Source organism: Streptomyces sp. 351MFTsu5.1 (assembly GCF_000383655.1).
Classification (GTDB): Bacteria; Actinomycetota; Actinomycetes; order Streptomycetales; family Streptomycetaceae; genus Streptomyces; species Streptomyces griseorubiginosus.
Map to the genome: position 1 here is coordinate 75396 of NZ_KB911794.1, position 15261 is coordinate 90656.

Annotated in this window: 16 protein-coding genes; 4 read left to right on the forward strand and 12 right to left on the reverse strand. The window is 70.3% G+C overall.

The features are described from left to right. Nucleotides 1–70: 70 nt before the first annotated feature. From H295_RS0134205 to H295_RS0134215, 3 genes are read left to right on the forward strand one after another with little or no spacing between them, the layout of a single operon-like run. Nucleotides 71–640, forward strand: coding sequence for a sigma-70 family RNA polymerase sigma factor (locus H295_RS0134205; protein ID WP_020139863.1), 570 nt, complete (start codon nt 71–73; stop codon nt 638–640). Continuing rightward, complete coding sequence (locus H295_RS0134210) at nt 637–1287, forward strand: Asp23/Gls24 family envelope stress response protein (protein WP_020139864.1); 651 nt, start codon at nt 637–639, stop codon at nt 1285–1287. The genes H295_RS0134205 and H295_RS0134210 overlap by 4 nt, the downstream gene beginning before the upstream one ends. After that, nucleotides 1284–1646 carry an Asp23/Gls24 family envelope stress response protein gene (locus tag H295_RS0134215; RefSeq protein ID WP_020139865.1) on the forward strand — a complete coding sequence of 121 codons (363 nt, stop codon included), beginning with the start codon at nt 1284–1286 and terminating at the stop codon, nt 1644–1646. Before H295_RS0134210 ends, H295_RS0134215 begins: the two co-directional genes overlap by 4 nt. A gap of 18 nt (nt 1647–1664) precedes the next feature. Here the strand turns inward: H295_RS0134215 and H295_RS0134220 are convergent, their stop codons facing one another. The 12 genes from H295_RS0134220 to H295_RS0134275 all read right to left on the reverse strand — a co-directional run bounded on the left by H295_RS0134220 (nt 1665) and on the right by H295_RS0134275 (nt 13506). After that, on the reverse strand, nt 1665–2417 hold the full coding sequence (locus H295_RS0134220) for an anti-sigma factor (RefSeq protein WP_020139866.1): 753 nt from the start codon (nt 2415–2417) through the stop codon (nt 1665–1667). Beyond that, nucleotides 2414–2998, reverse strand: coding sequence for a sigma-70 family RNA polymerase sigma factor (locus H295_RS0134225; RefSeq protein WP_028810007.1), 585 nt, complete (start codon nt 2996–2998; stop codon nt 2414–2416). The genes H295_RS0134220 and H295_RS0134225 overlap by 4 nt, the downstream gene beginning before the upstream one ends. A 117-nt stretch (nt 2999–3115) precedes the next feature. Next, nucleotides 3116–4642, reverse strand: a complete 1527-nt coding sequence (locus tag H295_RS0134230; protein ID WP_020139868.1) for a long-chain-fatty-acid--CoA ligase — start codon at nt 4640–4642, stop codon at nt 3116–3118. Continuing rightward, the gene (gene hemA / locus H295_RS0134235; RefSeq protein WP_020139869.1) at nt 4639–5886 is read right to left on the reverse strand and encodes a 5-aminolevulinate synthase; all 1248 of its coding nucleotides are present in this window, start codon (nt 5884–5886) and stop codon (nt 4639–4641) included. Before hemA ends, H295_RS0134230 begins: the two co-directional genes overlap by 4 nt. A gap of 38 nt (nt 5887–5924) precedes the next feature. Beyond that, nucleotides 5925–7508 carry an AMP-binding protein gene (locus H295_RS0134240; protein ID WP_020139870.1) on the reverse strand — a complete coding sequence of 528 codons (1584 nt, stop codon included), beginning with the start codon at nt 7506–7508 and terminating at the stop codon, nt 5925–5927. Nucleotides 7509–7581: 73 nt separating this feature from the next. Then, on the reverse strand, nt 7582–8409 hold the full coding sequence (locus tag H295_RS0134245) for a class I SAM-dependent methyltransferase (RefSeq protein WP_020139871.1): 828 nt from the start codon (nt 8407–8409) through the stop codon (nt 7582–7584). 28 nt (nt 8410–8437) lie between these two features. After that, nucleotides 8438–8674 (reverse strand): phosphopantetheine-binding protein, encoded by a 237-nt coding sequence (locus H295_RS0134250; protein WP_020139872.1) that lies wholly within the window; start codon nt 8672–8674, stop codon nt 8438–8440. After that, the gene (locus tag H295_RS0134255) at nt 8658–9074 is read right to left on the reverse strand and encodes a holo-ACP synthase (protein ID WP_020139873.1); all 417 of its coding nucleotides are present in this window, start codon (nt 9072–9074) and stop codon (nt 8658–8660) included. Before H295_RS0134255 ends, H295_RS0134250 begins: the two co-directional genes overlap by 17 nt. After that, a complete protein-coding gene (locus H295_RS0134260) occupies nt 9074–9916 on the reverse strand; it encodes a hypothetical protein (RefSeq protein WP_020139874.1) in 843 nt (280 codons plus the stop codon). The genes H295_RS0134255 and H295_RS0134260 overlap by 1 nt, the downstream gene beginning before the upstream one ends. Continuing rightward, nucleotides 9913–10782 (reverse strand): diiron oxygenase, encoded by an 870-nt coding sequence (locus tag H295_RS0134265; RefSeq protein WP_020139875.1) that lies wholly within the window; start codon nt 10780–10782, stop codon nt 9913–9915. Before H295_RS0134265 ends, H295_RS0134260 begins: the two co-directional genes overlap by 4 nt. Nucleotides 10783–10804: 22 nt before the next feature. Further along, nucleotides 10805–12094 carry a cation:proton antiporter gene (locus tag H295_RS44010; protein WP_020139876.1) on the reverse strand — a complete coding sequence of 430 codons (1290 nt, stop codon included), beginning with the start codon at nt 12092–12094 and terminating at the stop codon, nt 10805–10807. Further along, on the reverse strand, nt 12091–13506 hold the full coding sequence (locus H295_RS0134275; protein WP_020139877.1) for an NAD(P)/FAD-dependent oxidoreductase: 1416 nt from the start codon (nt 13504–13506) through the stop codon (nt 12091–12093). The genes H295_RS44010 and H295_RS0134275 overlap by 4 nt, the downstream gene beginning before the upstream one ends. Nucleotides 13507–13531: 25 nt before the next feature. On the opposite strand from H295_RS0134275, the gene H295_RS0134280 reads away from it, so the two are divergent. After that, on the forward strand, nt 13532–15241 hold the full coding sequence (locus H295_RS0134280; RefSeq protein WP_158691095.1) for a carboxylesterase/lipase family protein: 1710 nt from the start codon (nt 13532–13534) through the stop codon (nt 15239–15241). Nucleotides 15242–15261: the final 20 nt, after the last annotated feature.

Here is a 15261-nt window from a genome sequence, read left to right on the forward strand (position 1 = left end):
AGCGGTCGCGCGGCGGTGTCCAACCTGTGGAAGACCGGCTTCCGGGAGACCGGACGAGAGGAGCGACCCAGTGGTGGGTGCACCACCCGACACCCGGCCCGACACGGACGACGCCCTGCTGGTGGTCCGTGCCGCGGAGGGGGACGAGGACGCGTTCGCCGTGCTCGTGCAACGCCACGCGCCCTCGCTGATCCAGCTCGCCACCCGGCTGCTCGGCACCCGGACCGAGGCGGAGGACGCCGTCCAGGACGCCTTCCTCAGCGCCTGGCGGAGGCTGCCCGAGTTCCAGGGGCGCTCCTCCTTCGGGACGTGGATGTACCGGATCGTCACCAACCGGTGCCTGAACGTGCTGCGTTCACGCCGGCCCACGGCACCGCTGGAGGCGGTCGGGGACGTGGCCGCGGCCGAACACAGCACGTCACCGTCCCGGATCACCGAGGGCCGGGACGCGGTGCGCGAACTGCGCGAGGCACTCGACCTGCTCTCCGCCGAACAGCGCGCCTGCTGGGTGCTGCGGGAACTGGACGGACGGTCCTACGAGTTCGTCGCGGAAGCGGTGGGCATCAGCCAGGACGCCGTCCGGGCCCGCGTCTTCCGTGCACGCCGTTGTCTGACACAAGCACTGGGGGCCTGGCGATGACCGATCCGATCGAACCGCCGCACGGCATGTCCACCCACGAGGACGACGACGAACTCCTGCCCTGCGGACGCCTGTTGTCCCGAGCCTGGGCCGACTGGGAGGACCAGGCCGGCGACGACCGGTCCCGGGGGGACGAGGCAGGCGACGCCCACCCGCGAACCTGCCCGCACTGCCGGGAGGCGGTGCGCGGGCTCGACGAACTGGAGTCCGCGGTACGGGGGTTGCGCACGGAGACCGCTGCGGCCGACTCCTACGACACCGAGCCGCTGACCCGGCGGATCATGGACGTCGTCCGCCTCGAACTGCGTCCGGGCCGCCCGCTGCCGCTCGGCGAACCCGCCGAGGACCTGTGGATCATGGAGGCCGTCGCGGCCAGGACCCTGCGCTCCGCGGCGGAGACGGTCCCGGGCGTCCGCGCCGGCTCCTGCCGCCTCCTCGACGTCCGCGAGGACGGCACGGTCGAGGTCCGCCTCGACATCCACGCCCCGGTCGGCGTCCCGCTGCCCGACCTCACCGAGCGGGTGCGGGAACATGTGCGGCAGGTGGCCGACCGCGCCCTGGGCATGGCCACGGCGGCCGTGCACGTCAGGGTCACCGACCTCCTCCCCCCGACGGCCGACGACGACCGGGAAGGGCGTACGCCATGACCGACCACACCTCGAAGCTCCCGTACGGCGAGCTCGTCCCGGAACTCGCCTCCGCCGTGACGGAGGTGCCGGGCGTGGCCTTCCTCCGGCCCGGCCTGGCCGACCGGTTGCGTTCCGCGCTGCCGCGGTCCGTGCCGCACGTCGGCGGGACCGCGTCCGGGACCGCCGCCGGGGTGCGCCTGACCCGGCCCGACGGCGAGGGACCCTGGCACGTCGAGATCCACGTCGTGGCGCTCCGGCAGGCGCGGACCGTGGACGTGGCCCGCGGGGTCCGCGACGCCGTCGGAGACCGACTGGGCGTCCTGGCCCCCGGCGAGCCCCGGCCCCGGGTCACCGTGACGGTCACGGGTCTCCTCTGAGGCCCGGGCCGTCGGTGCTCAGCCGGGGAACGCCATCAGGGCGATCGGCGTGGACGTGGGGTGTTTCGAGCCGCCGGCGGGTTCGACGGTGATGCCCATGCCCGACGCCCCGTCGACGTCGCCCCGCATCAGAACGGTCTGGTTGCCGCGGTCGGGGTCCATCAGCCCGGCGGACCGCATGGTCCCCGCGTCGTCGAACCAGAGCTCGTACACCTTTCCGCGGGGCGGCCGGTCCATGCCCGAGACGACGAAGACGGCCTTGTCCCTGCTCTGGGAGACGACGACCGTCCCGGTGGCACCCGCGGCCAGATCGGCGGCCCGTGTCCGGGCGTCCGGCGCCGCGAGCACGGCGGCGATCTCGTCGGCACTCCGGGCCGCCTGACGTGCCTCGGCACGGGCGTCCGCAGCCTGCTGGTGCTGCCACACGGTCGTCCCGCCGAGCGCCGCGGCCGCGGCGAGACAGGCCGCGAGCGCCCACCGGGACAGCAGCCGGGCCTTCAGCCCGGCACGCACCGGCGAGACCCGGACGCTCGTGCCGGGTGGTTCCTGGCGGACGGTGCTGATCCGGCGCAGCACGTGCTCGCGCAGTGCCGGGGGGACGGGCGCGGCGACCGCCAGGCCCAGCCGGGCCGCGGTCGCGCTCAGCTCGGCCGTCTCCTGCGCGCAGGGCTCGCAGCCCGCGAGGTGACGTTCGAAGGAGACGTTCTCCTCGTCCGACAGGGCGTGCAGGGCGTAGGCGCCGGTCAGCCGGTGCAGGTCGATGGTGGTCACGCGGTCACCCCCAGGCAGTCGCGCAGCCGGATCAGCCCGTCGCGCAGTCGGGTCTTCACGGTCCCCAGCGGGAGCCCCAGCGCCTCGGCCACCTCGCGGTAGGTCAGGCCCCGGTAGTAGGCGAGGGTGACGGACTGGCGCTGGAGATCGGTCAGGGTGCGCAGACAGCGCCGCACCTGCTCCCGCTCCAGGCGTGCCTCCACATGCTCGGCCACCTCGTCGTACTCCGGCACCCTGTCGAGCAGGGCGGCCTTGTGGTCCCGGGCCATCGCGGCGTCCACGGAACGCACCCGGTCCACCGCCCGGCGGTGCGCCAGCGTGAGGATCCAGTTCACCGCGGTCCCGCGGTCCGGCCGGTAGCGGGGAGCCGTCCGCCACACCTCCACGAGGACCTCCTGCGCCACCTCCTCGGACTGGGCGTGATCCCGCAGCACGGCCCGCACGACACCCAGCACCGGGCCCGCGACGATGTCGTACACATGGGCGAACGCATCCTCGTCCCCCAGCGCCACCCGCCCCACGAGTTCCTCGAGGTCGGGCCCCTTCGAGGGGTTTCTGACGATATGCACAGCTTCTTTCACCGAGGGCCTCCACCGTCGGGACATGTCCGGACGTAATCCGTTCCCGCAGGCCAGGCGGATTGGTTGCGCTCGTGACGAATTTCCCGACGGCGACTTCCGGCGGACCGGACGCCCCCATCACGAATAGCGCTCCACCAGAAGGCGCTTGAGTACCTTGCCGGTCGGGCCCGTGGTGAGGGAGTTCGTGAATTCCACTCGGCGTGGGTTTTTGTAGGCCGCCAGTCGGTCGCGGGTCCAGGTGATGATGTCGGTGGCCAGGGCCGGGGTCCCGGGAAAGTCCGGGCGCGGCACGACCACCGCGCAGACCTCCTCGCCCAGGCGGGCGTGCGGCAGGCCGATCACGGCTGTCTGGGCCACGGCGGGATGCCGTAGCAGCACCTCCTCGATCTCGCGGGGATAGACGTTGTAGCCGCCGCGGAGGATGACGTCCTTCTTGCGGTCGACCAGGCGCAGATGTCCGTCCGTCTCCAGCACGCCCAGATCGCCGGAGCGGAACCAGCCGTCGACGAGCACCGCCGCCGTTTCCGCGGGCAGGCCGAGATACCCGGACATCACGTTGTGGCCGCGTACGACGACCTCGCCCACGTCGCCCGCAGGCAGCAACTCGATGGAGTTCTCGAGGCCGGCCCGTGCGATACCGACCTCGACGCCGGCGATCGGGGTGCCGACGGTGCCGGCCCGGGTGACCGACCCCGGGTGGTTGTAGGCGACGCACGGGGAGGTCTCGGTCAGCCCGTACCCCTCGTACACCTGGCAGCCGAACACCTCCTGGACCCGTTCCAGCACCGGCACCGGCAGCGCCGAGCCGCCGCTGTACGCACGGTGCAGCCGGGGTGCGGGCGCGCCGTTGGCGACCGCCTCCAACAGGGCGTGGTACATCGTCGGCACGCCCATGAACACGGTGCAGCCGCACCCGGCCATCAGGTCGAGCGCGGTGTCCGCGGTGAATCCCGGCATCAGGACGACGGTCGCGCCGACGTGGAACGCCACACCCATGACGCAGGTCTGGCCGAAGGTGTGGGACAGCGGAAGGGGGCACAGCAGTACGTCGTCGGGACGGACGGCGAAGGGGGACACGGCCGTCACCTCGATGTTGGTGATGACGTTGCGGTGCGTGAGCATGGCCCCCTTGGGGCGGCCGGTGGTACCGGAGGTGTAGAGGATCGCGGCAGTGTCGTGGGGCGGGTTGGGGAAGTGCCCGGGGACCGGGGGCGCCGGCTCGTGCGGGTCCAGCCGTGTCCCCGGGGAGTCCTCGACGCCGACGGTGAACAGCGGGACGTCGGCGGAGGCCGCCGCCTTCGCCCCCTCCTCCACCGCCGGCCCGGCACCTACCAGGGCCCGAGCACCGCTGTCGGCGAGGACGAACTCGATCTCGCCGGAGCGTAGTTGCGTGTTCATCGGCACCACGGTGGCCCCCAGGGCGAGGACGCCGTAGTAGACCACGGGGAACCACGGACTGTTCGGCAGCAGCAGGGCGACCCGGTCGCCCGGGCCGATCCCGTGCCGGCGCAACTCGGCGGCACAGCCGCGCGCCCGTTCCCACAACTGCCGGTAGGTGACGGTGGTGGATCCGAAGACCACCGCAGGCGTGTCCGGCCGCCGTGCCGCGGTGTCGGCGAGCACTGCGGCCAGCGGTCGGGTCACACCGGTTCCTTCACGGCCGCGGACGGCTCCCTGCGCTGGGTGGCGGTCGGGATGCCGAGGTCGTGCCAGATCCCGGAGAGCGCGTCCGCGAACATCTTCACGTCCGCCGTGGTGTGTGTCGCCGACGGAGCGATCCGCAGCAACTCCTCACCCTCGCGCACACTGGGTGCGTTGATGGCCTGCACATAGATGCGGTGCCGGTCGAGCAGTTGCGCCGAGGCCCGCTTGCACAGGGCGTCGTCGCCGACGACCGCCGAGACGATGTGCGATTCGGCGGACTTGAAGGGAATGTCGGCCTCGTCGAGCAGCCGGTGCAGCAGCTGGGCGTTCTCGGCGAGTCGCTGCCGCTCCGTCTCCGAGCCCCGCAGGTGCCGTACGGCGGCGAGCGCACCCGCGGCGGTGGCCGGGGGCAGTGAGGTGGTGAAGACGAACGCCCGCGAGGTGGCCCTGACGTAGTCGACGAGATCGCGCGGACCGGCGATGTAGCCGCCCACCGAGCCGAGCCCCTTGGCGAGCGTGCCCATGACGACGTCGAACCGTTCGGCGAGGCCCTCGCGCGCCGCGATTCCGGCACCCTGCGGACCGTACATGCCGATCGCGTGCACCTCGTCGAGGAACGTGGTGGCGCCGAAACGCTTGGCGAGGTCGGCGATCTCGGCGAGCGGGGCGACATCGCCGGACATCGAGTAGACCGACTCCAGCACGATCAGCTTCGGCAGCTCCGGGTCGGTCTCGGTGAGCAGGCGCGCCAGATGCTCGACGTCGTTGTGCCGGAATATTCGCTTCGTGGCGCCGCTGTGCCGCAGCCCGTCGATGATCGAGGCGTGGTTCAGCTCGTCCGAGAACACGACGGTGTTGTCCGGGGTGCCCGCGAGCACCGTCAGCGCACCGTCGTTGGCGGTGAAGCCGGAGGTGAACAGCAGTGCCGCTTGCTTGCCGTGCCAGTCGGCGAGCTCATGCTCCAGTTCGACGTGGCGGTGGTTCGTACCGCCGATGTTGCGCGAACCGCCGGACCCCGCACCGAACTCGGACACCCCGTCGCGCACCGCGGCCAGCACCAGCGGGTGCTGTCCCATGCCGAGGTAGTCGTTGCTGCACCAGACGCTCACCTCGGTGTCGCCGCCGGGTATGCGGGCCACGGCGCTCGGGTAGCGGCCGGCGCGCCTGCCGATCTCGAGAAACTCGCGCGACGGGTTCCGGGTCGGTGCGGATGTGCTCGTGAAGTGTTCCAGATGCGTGGGCATGGTTCTCCGGCTCCATGGTGGGATGTGAATCTGTCTGATCAGGCGTGCGACGTGTGTTCCAGTCGCAGACGTGGTTTGTCGGGCTTTCCGGCGGCGTTCAGGGGAACCTCGTCGAGGACGAGCACCTGTTCGGGGACATGCGCCGGCGAGAGGATGTTGCCGAGATGTCCGCGCAGCTCGTCGATGCTCACCGAGGCGCCCGGGCGCAGGGTGATCGCCGCGTGCAGATGTTCCAGGCCGTCCCTGCCCAGGAAGCCGTAGACGACCGCCTGGGCGATCCCCGGAATCGTGAGCATCGCGCGCTCGACCACCGTGGGGTACACCTTCACCCCGTCGATCTTGGCCATGTCGGCGAGCCGGTCCATCAGACGGAGAAAGCCCCGCTCGTCGCGGTATCCGATGTCACCGGTGTGGTACCAGCCGTCGCGGAGCACCCGCGCGGTCAGTGCCTCGTCGAGATAGCCGTCCATGACGTGCGGGGACCGGACCCGCACCTCGCCGACCTCTCCGTCACCGAGCGGGGAGCCGGTCTCCAGATCGCAGATGCCGATCTCGACACCGGGAAACGGACGCCCCACGGTCGCCAGCAGCTCGGGGTCGGCGTGGTCCTCGCCCGCCAGGCAGCTGATCCGGGCGGTCTCGGAGGTGCCGTACTGCTGGAACAGGCTGCCGGCGCCGAACACCTTCACGGCCTCGGTGAGCCGGGCCGGCGCCGCCGGGCTTCCGGCGTAGTCCAGCCGGCGCATGCCGGCCAGCCCGGCCGCCGGCGCGTCGCCCAGCCCCAGTTCCTCCAGGCGGTCGAGGACCCGGTACAGATGACTCGTGGCCATGAAGGTCCGGGTCACCGAGTGCTCGCGGACTGCCCGGATCCAGGGGTCCGGCGCGAACTCCTCCAGGAGTACCAGCCGGCCCCGGTCGATCAGCGCGGCATCGGCCAGCTGGGAGACCGTCTGGCTCAGCGGCGTGCCGATCAGCGCCGTGATCTGCTCGGCCTCCCGGCCCTGCGCGATCGTGCCGTACACCACGCTGTCCCAGGAACGGCGCGACTTCCTGATTCCCTTGGGCCGGCCCGTGCTGCCGCTGGTGAACGCGATGGCCGCCAGGTCCTCCGGCGACCACGGCCCGGGATCGGCCGGTCCCGGGTCGTCCCCGGGCACGACCTGCCGCGCACCTGGAACGCCGGCTCCGATCAGCGGGATACCGGCCCGCCGCGCGAGCTCGCCCGCCCGGTCGGCGCTGTCCTGGTCGGTGTAGAGGACCGCCGCGCCGGTGGTCCGGAGGATCTCCAGCTGGTCGTCGAACGCGAGCATCGCCGCACTGGACCCCGGATTGGTCGTCCGCAGATGTCCGACCGCCGCCCTGAGCAGATGGGCCGCGTGCCGGACCGCCAGGATGTCCGGGCTGTTCGACGCGGTCAGTACGCCGACGACCGTGCCGTGTCCCACTCCGGCTGCGTGCAGGGTCCGGTGGATCCCGGTCACCGAGCGCAGGTGCGCACCCCCGGTGATCCAGGAATCGCGGTAGTGCAGCACCGGTTTTTCCGGTTCCTGCGCGAGAACGGAGAGCAGTTCGGCGACGTAACCGCCCGCTGCCGCCCACCATTCCCGATCATCGGTCGCCACAGTTGACCTCTCCCTCCGACCCGGATTTCCTTGGCTGACAGAGCCGCTCGGGCACCCCGAACGGGCCGCGCTCTCAGCCGCCCACGAACTCGGCTCGCACCAGCCAGCTGCGCGAGGGGCCCCTGCGCTCCCGGGGCTGCACCTGGAACTGCCAGTCCTCGTGCGCGGTGCTCGGTTCGCCGGGCTCCCTGACGTCACGTGCCTTCCAGCCGACCGAGGCCAGGTACTCCTCCGGCTCGTCGGTGCCGAACAGCCAGGGCGTGCCGTCCTCCTCCAGGCAGCGGCGGAACTCCCTGGAGAACGGGCTGCGCAGCAGCGCCTGGCTGACGAAGTCCACCCCCAGCCAGCTGCCCGGCGCCGAGGCCGAGCCGAGGGAGCGCAGCAGGCCGGTCGCCTGGTCCGGGGTGAGGAAGAACAGCAGGCCCTCGACGATCCACAAGGTGGGCCGGCCGGGGTCGAACCCGGCGTGTTCCAGCTCCGGCAACCACTCCCGGCGCAGGTCCGCGGCCACCTCCCGGCGGTTCACCCGCGGCTGCGCGCCCAGCTCGGCCAGCCGTCGGCGCTTCTCCGCCAGCAGCGCGGGGAAGTCGACTTCGTACACCGTCGCCTCGTCCGGCCAGGTGAGGCGGAACGGGCGGGTGTCCATACCGGCGGCCACGAAGACGATCTGCCGGATGTCCTCGTCGGCGAGGATCTGCGCGATGCTCTCGTCCAGGTAGCGGGTGCGGATCGCGATGAACGGGGTCAGCCCGCTGCCCTGGTTCTTCTCCAGCAGCTCGAATCCGCGCGGCGCGGCCAGCGCCCGGGCGAAGGGGTCCTCGAAGATGGCCCGGGCGCCGCGTTCGGTCTCCAACGCCCGTGCCGCGGCCGTCCACTGGGCCGTGTACGAGACGGCTTCCATGAAGTACTTCCTTCCTGATCTGATGCGGTCAGGCCGCGACGAAGAACGCCTTCTCGATGGCGGCGAGGGTCTGGAAGTCCTGGATGTCGATGTTGTCGAAGTCGATCTCCACGTCGGTGGCGTTCTCGATCACGTAGACCAGCTCGACGAAGGTCAGCGAGTCGACCAGGCGGGTCTGGATGAGGTTTTCCTCGGCGTCGATGGTCTGCCGTTCCGGATGCCGCTTCAGGATCCAGTTGCGGACTTCGTCAATGCTGCCGGTCACTGCCATGTGCACTCCTGTTGTCGGGATCGCAGGCCGTGAACGCCACCGCCACGGCACAGGGGTCGTCGTGGGTGATGCTCACCGAGATGTCCTCGATGCCGGCCTGCCGGGCGAGTTCGGCGGCCCGGCCGGTCAGCCGTACGACCGGCCGGCCGCCGTCGGCGGTGATGATCTCGATGCCGCGCCACGGCAGGGTCTGGTCGTGCGAGTGGAACAGTTTGAACACCGCCTCCTTCGCGGCCAGCCGCCCCGCGATGCCCGGGACATCGGGTTCGCCCGAGGTGTGGGACAGCCGGATCTCCTCGGCGGTCAGGACCCGGGTGAGCAGAAGTCCGTCGCGCACCATGTCCCGGACCCGGCCGAAGGGGACCATGTCGATGCCGACCCGGCCGACCGGCATCACAGGCCCTGCGCGGCCGCGTCCCGGACCGCCGCAAGCGCCCCGGTCGCGCTGCCGTGCGCGTCCAGCAGAACGGCCACCCAGCGTTCGAGCCCGAAGGCCACACAGCTGGTGAAGGCGAAGCCGGAGGAGTCGGCGAGCCTGATGCGGCAGCGTTCACCGAAGAAGTTGCGGTGCGTGTTGACCGACGCGACGGCCAGGCCACCGGCCTGGAACTCGTGCTTGACCGGGCTGATTCTGGACATCAGGGCCCGTGCCCCGCCGTTCTCGAAGAACGGGTCGGACGCGGCCACCCGGTCCAGTTCCAGTCCCAGCGCCGTGCCGAACGCGGTGATCCGTTCGGTGAAGGAGTCCAGCACCTGCTGGGTGTGCCCGTAGGAGCCGAGGGCCACGATCTCGCGCATCTGGAAACTGACCAGCCGGCGCAGCGGGACGTAGTGGTCCTCGTTGCGGAAACACCGGTTGACCAGGGTGACCAGGGTGTCCTCGCCGAGTTCGGTGTCCTCGTGGAACAGGTAGGCGCCGAAGCAGGTGGCGTGCGGCAGCCCGAGCCGGAGCTCCTGTACGTCGGCCGGGGCGAACCGGCCGTCCAGCGGTTTCGGCGGGCCGCCAGCCAGCTCCAACGGGGCCGCGACCAGCGCAAGTTGGGGGAAGTTCGTGTAGACGTCGAACTTCTCCAGGTCCGCCACGGGGTACACCGGTGGCGGAAGGATCTCCCGGGCACCGGCGGACCGGGCCCAGCCGGTGAACACGCCGTCCAGCGCGCGCAGCAGATCGGTCTGGTCCGGGCCGAGGATCCCCAGGGCGTCGGTGGGCGTGGCCGGCGCGGAGTCGGCGGTCATCGGACGATCCCGATCTTCTCGAGGAACTTCGAGGTCTTGCGGAAGACGCTGTGCTCGAATGCGGCCCGCCCGGGGGCGGCCAGCAGCTCCTCGCGCACGGCCAGCGGGTCGGCGAGGCCGGCGTCCCGGTAGACGTGCGGATTGAAGAGCGACTCGAAGCTGTACGTCAGATACCGGCGGAGATAGCCGGCGATGTCGGCCAGCTCCTGCTCGGTCGCGGTGCGCTTCACGTCGGCGAACAGCGCGGTGACCAGCTCGCGGCCGAACGCGATGTGCCGGGACTCGTCCTGATGGTGGATCCGGTTGATGGCCCGGATGGTCTCGTGCAGCCGGTCGTCCTGCGCCATCCGGGAGTTGAAGTGGTCCACCAGTTCCTCGAAGATCAGGATGCGGGCGAAGACCAGCAGGCTCTCCACGTCCGACTTCGGTATCTCCGCACTCGCCCCGGCCGGCTGCCGGTAGATCTTCCTGCCGTAGCGCAGGCAGAACTCGGCGAAGAACCACATGTGCTCGTTCTCCTCACCGATGAAGTGGTGGAAGAACTCCGACGGCGTCTCGAACCCCCGGGTGTGAATGCGGCGGGTGACCTCGATGAGCAGTTCCCGGATGCCGTGCACGTTCAGGCTGTAGAAGTTGAGGCTCTCGTACTTGGAGAGCGCGTACAGCTGTTGCTCGGTCAGTCGCTCGGCCAGGGCGGTGCCGTGGACGGTGGTCAGCTCCGGGCTCATCCACCACATCTCGTCCGGCAGGCTCTCCGGCCACTCGAACAGGCGGTAGGGGTTGTAGTAGTCGTCGATCGACTTGGTGGTCAGCCGGTCGAGGATCTCCAGGAATCGTTTGTCGGAATTGATCAGCTCGCTGACCATGAAAGTGCCACTCCATTCGAGATCATTGATGCGGCTCGGCCACCGCCGCCGGTCCGGTGGTGACCGGTGACCGCTCGGGCAGCGGCTCCCCGGCCGCCGCCCGGGCGCGGTCCCTGGCGGCCAGTCGTGGGGGGTACAGAGCGCGGAGCACGGGGCCTGCCATCACCGTGGTCAGCACCGCCATCAGCACCATCAGCGAGTACAGACGCTGATCCAGCAGGCCGAGTTGGAGCCCGGCGGTGAGGATGATCAGCTCGGTGAGTCCTCTGGTGTTGACCAGGGTGGCCAGCACCAGGCAACGCCTCCAGTCCAGTCCGGACCACCGCGCCGCACCTGCCGCGCCGAGATACTTGCCGCCCACCGCGACCAGCATGATCGCGCTGAACTCGGCGAGCCCCGACGTACCCAGCCGGGACAGGTCGACCTTCGCGCCCGCGACCACGAAGTAGACCGGCAGCAACAGGTATTCGGTCACCAGCCCGAGCTGTCGGCCGGCCGGCTCCCGCAGCCCGCCCGGCCCCGAGGGCATGACCAGGCCGAACAGGAACGCACCGAAGATGAAGTGCAGGCCCAGCCACTCGGTCGCCGCGCCACAGGCGAGCAGTCCGGCCAGCGCCACCTCGTAGGGCTCCCGGGTCCGCCCGAGCCGCGCCCGCCGATCGGCCCACCTCGCCAGCAGCGGCCGTACCGCCGCGAACATCAGGGCCAGCAGCGGGATCATCAGCGGCAGCCGCCACTGGCTGTGGCCGGAGGCCACCATGACCGTCACGGCCAGCATCGACCAGGCGAGCAGGTCTCCGATCGCGGCGCTGGCCAGCGCGATACCGGCCACCGGAGTGCCCAGCAGATCGCGGTCCCGGACGATACGGGCCAGCACCGGAAAGGCGGTCACCGACATCGCGGTGCCCAGGAACAGGGTGTAGCCCAGCGAGCCTCCGGCGGACGGTTCGACCACGGTCACGGCCAGCAGACACGCGAGACCGAAGGGCACCGCGATCGAGCCGGCCGTGGCGGCCAGGACGACCTTGGTCTGCCTGCGCGGTGGATGCAGGGCGAGTTCCTGGCCGATCAGGAACAGGAACAGGGCGACCCCGAGACTGCCCAGCGCGCTCAGGACCAGATGGATGTCGGCCGGGAACAGCGTGCGTTGCACCGCGTCGGGCAGCAGGGTCGGGCCGAGCAGGATGCCGGCCAGGATCTCGCCGATCACCGCGGGCTGGCCCAGGCGGGCCAGCAGTGAGCCGAGCGTCTTGGCCGCCACCAGCACCAGGGCCAGCACCAGCAGCAGTGTGACGCTCTGCCCGGAGGTCACTCCGCCTCGACGGCCTGCTCGGCCAGCCGCCGGATCCGCAGCCTCGGCTGCAGTTCGAGGTACAGCCCGCCCACGGCCTTGTCCGGCGAGGCGGGCATCGAGTTCATCGCCTCGTTGTGGCCGGCGAGGATGCCGCCCTGGGCGTCGAGATCGCCCTGGGACTGGATGCGTTCGGCCACCTTGTCCAGCGCCCCGCTCCCGTCCTGGGTGTCGTCCAGGTCCTCGACACCCGTGACGATGTGCAGGAACGACTCGTACAGGTTGAGCATGTGCCGCTCGCGCCGGGTGAGTTTGTCCGCCTCGAAGAACTGCGACTCGCGGTTGTAGGACTTGTAGAAGAAGGACACCACCACCAGCAGCCGCTCGTACGCCTGCCGGTACGCCCTGGCGAAGAACGCGGTGGCCTCGTCCTCGGACAGGTCGCCCGAGACGACGGCGGAGACGGACGCGGCCGCCAGCAGCGCGCTGAACGTGGCCAGGTGCACCCCCGTGGACAGCAGCGGGTCCAGGAAGCAGGCCGCGTCGCCGATCATCAGGTAACCCGGGCCGGTGAACCGCTCCGAGATGTACGAGTAGTCCTGCTCGATCTTGAACTCCGGCTGCCGTTCGGCGCCCTCCACCATGTCGGCGATGCGCGGGCACTGGGCGAGGGCGTCGAAGTAGACCTGCTCCGTCCCGCCGAGCCGCTCCCGCTCCTCGGCGAACGCGGTCCGCTTGGCCACCAGGCCGATCGAATGAGTGCCGTCGTGCAGCGGGATCGCCCAGAACCAGCCGTAGGGCACCGAGCAGACCGCGATCGCGCCGGCCGGGCCCTTCTCCAACGGCTTGACCCCGCGCCAGTAGGACCACATCGCGACGTTCTTGAAGGCTTCCTGGTACCGACGGTTCTTCAGGTACTTGGTGGCCATGACGCCGGCCCGGCCGGACGCGTCCACCAGGAAGTCGAAGCCGATCCGGCCGGTGACCGACCGGTCCCCGGTGCCGGCCCAGCGGGCGCCGACCGGCCGGCCCTCCTCGAACTCGATCTCGGTGACCTTCACGCCCTGCCGCACGTCCACGCCCAGTTCGGCGGCGTTGTCCAGCAGGATCTGGTCGAACTCGGACCGCACCACCTGGTAGCTGTACCCCCCGGCACCGGTCAGGTGGTTGAAGTTGAGGTCCCAGTTCTCCGGCCCCCACTCGAAGTACGCGCCGTCCTTCCGGACGAAGCCGTGGTTGTCGATCTTCTCCCGGACGCCGAGCAGGTCGAGTACCGGAAGCACCGAAGGCAAGATCGACTCGCCGATGTGATACCGCGGGAAGGTCGAACTCTCCAGCAGGGTCACCTGGATGCCCTGCCGGGCCAGGAGTCCGGCGGCCGTACTGCCCGCCGGTCCGCCACCGATCACCAGTACCTGGGTACGTTCCCCCATTACCGATTCCTCGTCTCGGGTAGACGTGCAACTTCAGTCGCGGCAGACGCTAGATGTCGGCCTTTCAAAACCGCAACAACCGGAAGAGGGTGGCCACATGTGGCCACCCTCCGCTTCTTCGGACGCCGCTGTCCGGCCCGGATGTGCGGTTAGGGTGATCGACGCCGATCGGTATGGCGGCTATTTCCGCGAGAACCCGGTGCCGGGAGAACGTGTCCGGAAAGGAATCAGCGCTTTGACCGCACAGGAGAACGTGACGAAACCTGCTCTGGTGAAGACGACTTCGGGTGTCGTCGCGGGCAAGTACCACGACGGCGTCGTGTCGTTCAAGGGAATTCCGTACGCGGCAGAGCCCTACGGCGAGAATCGCTTCAGGATGCCGCAGCCCCCGAAACCGTGGGACGGAGTGCGCGAGGCCTTCGAGTTCGGCCCGTGCGCGCCGCAGCCCAACACCTATTCGCTGGTGGACGCCACGCCCCTCTACCCGTGGGGAACGGACTGCCTGAGCGTCAATGTCTACACGCCCGACCCGGGGGCGGCCCGGCTGCCGGTCATGGTCTGGATCCATGCCGGCGGTTACATATCCGGCAGTGCCGCCACACCGCGCGCGGACGGGTCGGTCTTCGCGCGCGAAGGCGTCGTCATGGTCGCGATGAACTATCGCCTGGGAGTCGACGGATTTCTCTCGGTGCCGGGCGGCATTCCGAACGCGGGAATGCAGGACGTCGTTGCCGCACTGCGGTGGGTGCGCGAGAACATCGCCGTTTTCGGCGGCGACCCGGACGCCGTCACCGTTTTCGGCAATTCCTCCGGCAGCGCCATCATCGCGGCGATCGCCAGGACCGTCGCCGCCGAGGGACTCATCCACCGGGCCGTCCTGCAGAGCCCGTGCCCCTCGCTGGTCGTCGAGGCCGACGAAGGGCGCGCGGTCGCCGCACGGGTCCTCGCCGATCTGAACGTCGACGCCGACCTGCGCGACATCCCGCTCAAGGAACTGCTGGGCCGCCGCCAGCGCGCCCTGGACGTCCGCTTCCGGGACGCCGGCCGCTGGCACCCGTACACCTACTGGTTCAGCCCCTACATGCCGGTCGTGGACGACAGCCTGTTCACCGACTCCGCGATGAGCGAGCGCATTCCGTCCTCCGTCGACCTCCTGATCGGCACCAATCGCGACGAGGCCCGCTACTTCCTGATGCGCAACGGGCAGTTCACCTCCGGCACCGAACGGGATCTCCTCGACGCCCAGAAGGCGTACGACGTGCCCGAGGCATGCCGGGGCGCCGCCGATTCCCTTTACGGGCACCTGTCGTTCGGGGAACAGCTCACCGAGACGGTGAGCAACTGGGTCTGGCGCGGCCCCACCATCGAACTCACCGAGTTGCACGCCCGTTCCGGCGGCAACACCTACGCCTATGAATTCGCCTGGCAGCAATCCCCGGCCTTCGACGGCTGTTACGGCGCGGCCCACTTCCTGGAGGTGCCGTTCCTCTTCGACCAGCTCGACGATCCCGCCTTCGCGCCGCAGGTCGGTCCGGACGCCCCCGCCGAACTCGGCCGCGCCCTGCGCGACGGTTGGATCCGATTCGCCACGACCGGCGATCCCGGCTGGCCCCGCTACGACGAAGAGCAGCGTCAGGTCATGATTTTCGACACCTCCTGCCGTGTCGGGACGGACCCCCGCGAAGAGCACCGTGCCGCCTGGGACGCCCGATTCGCCGTTTCCGCCCACAGGTGACCATGCCGACGAAGCATTCC

Bases quoted from the DNA above. Each gene is read 5' to 3' on its own strand.
- H295_RS0134210 (WP_020139864.1), top strand. From the start codon at position 637: ATGACCGATCCGATCGAACCGCCGCACGGCATGTCCACCCACGAGGAC.
- H295_RS0134215 (WP_020139865.1), top strand. From the start codon at position 1,284: ATGACCGACCACACCTCGAAGCTCCCGTACGGCGAGCTCGTCCCGGAA.
- hemA (WP_020139869.1), bottom strand. From the start codon at position 5,886: ATGCCCACGCATCTGGAACACTTCACGAGCACATCCGCACCGACCCGG.
- H295_RS0134245 (WP_020139871.1), bottom strand. From the start codon at position 8,409: ATGGAAGCCGTCTCGTACACGGCCCAGTGGACGGCCGCGGCACGGGCG.
- H295_RS0134255 (WP_020139873.1), bottom strand. From the start codon at position 9,074: ATGCCGGTCGGCCGGGTCGGCATCGACATGGTCCCCTTCGGCCGGGTC.
- H295_RS0134260 (WP_020139874.1), bottom strand. From the start codon at position 9,916: ATGACCGCCGACTCCGCGCCGGCCACGCCCACCGACGCCCTGGGGATC.
- H295_RS0134265 (WP_020139875.1), bottom strand. From the start codon at position 10,782: ATGGTCAGCGAGCTGATCAATTCCGACAAACGATTCCTGGAGATCCTC.
- H295_RS0134275 (WP_020139877.1), bottom strand. From the start codon at position 13,506: ATGGGGGAACGTACCCAGGTACTGGTGATCGGTGGCGGACCGGCGGGC.